At 59.5% G+C, this 1,283-nt stretch carries 2 protein-coding genes; both read right to left on the bottom strand.

The features are described from left to right. Window positions 1-444 (bottom strand): Y-family DNA polymerase (locus A3AY_RS0110835; RefSeq protein WP_026203319.1); only part of this gene is annotated, 444 nt, incomplete at its 3' end. A gap of 77 nt (window positions 445-521) precedes the next feature. Next, complete coding sequence (locus tag A3AY_RS0110830) at window positions 522-1,199, bottom strand: SOS response-associated peptidase (protein WP_026203318.1); 678 nt, start codon at window positions 1,197-1,199, stop codon at window positions 522-524. Between the last annotated feature and the right edge of the window lie 84 nt (window positions 1,200-1,283).

The raw sequence follows: 1,283 nt of genomic DNA, 5'->3' as shown, positions 1-1,283 counted from the left end.
AGAAATGCCTGCCGAGGCATTGAGGCCTGTGACCGCCTTGATCTTAGCTCGGATCTCCAGCGCAATCTCCGTGGCGATCTCCATGGCCTTCAGGTTCTCGGTAACATCGAGATAGGCTTCGTCCAGCGACAGCGGCTCGATCAGCGGCGTATATTCGGCGAAGATCTCGCGGATCTGCTGCGATACCGCCTTGTAGACGTCGAAGCGCGGCGGCACAAAGATCAAGTCCGGACATTTGCGCTTGGCGGTGACCGACGGCATGGCCGAATGCACGCCGAAGACACGGGCCTCGTAACTTGCAGCCGCTACGACACCGCGTGCCGCCGACCCGCCGACGGCCAGTGGCAGGCCACGCAGCTCCGGATTGTCACGTTGCTCGACCGAGGCATAAAAGGCATCCATATCGACATGGATGATTTTGCGCACGTTTTGCGCGCTCCCCATGACGTCAGTGCCCACAGGATAAGCCGGCATTTGGTAAACGGCCATTTGACTGCCGTGATCGTGCTCTGTGCTGGTGATCAAAGCAACAGACCTTCCTCGTCCGGCTTCGGTTTGGCCTTTGGCGGCACGATCACAAGCATGTTGCCCGGGAGCGGACGCTGTAGGTGGCGGGCTTCATCCCACGGTGCTGTCAGCCAGGTCTCGACTTCTTCAGGCGTGGTCAGAATGGAGGGCATGGCCTTTTGATGGATCGGCGAGACAATCTCGTTGGGCGAGGTCGTCAGAAATCCAAACAGCTCGTATTCCTGCTCGCCATCCCTGACTTTGCGCACGCCCTTCCACGGGGTCCAGAAGCCCGCGAAAAACATCAGCGGCCGTTCTTCATTGCCCGCGAACCAGGCGTTCGGCACGCGTCCGCCCTCGACTTTGCTGGCAGGATCAGGTTCGGCAAAAGACGTGAACGGCACGACGCAGCGGCTGGTCGGGCCAAGCCAGCGCCGCCAGTGCGGCGAACTCACATTGCGAATATTGGTGACGCCGGGATCGTAGTTTTTCACATAGGCTGGCGGCGACGGCATTCCCCAGGTCGCTCGGGCAACCTCGCGCTGTCCGTCCTCGGCGACGCGCACAATCGGCGCCTGATAGCCTGGATAAACATCGAAGGAGGCTTCATTCCAGCCGGCTCGATCCCGGAACGCCTTTGTAAACTGCAGAACCGCGTCGCGCGTGGTCGTCACATTATAGAGATTACAGATGTGGACGGCTCCTCCCTCATCAGGATTTGAGTATACGGACAACGCGATTGCTTGCAATCAGATGTCCGGCCTGTTGATGCAGAT

Source organism: Rhizobium giardinii bv. giardinii H152, from assembly GCF_000379605.1.
Classification (GTDB): Bacteria; Pseudomonadota; Alphaproteobacteria; order Rhizobiales; family Rhizobiaceae; genus Pararhizobium; species Pararhizobium giardinii.
The sequence above is the reverse complement of the archived record's forward strand: the minus strand, read 5'-3'. Positions and strand labels throughout refer to the sequence as shown.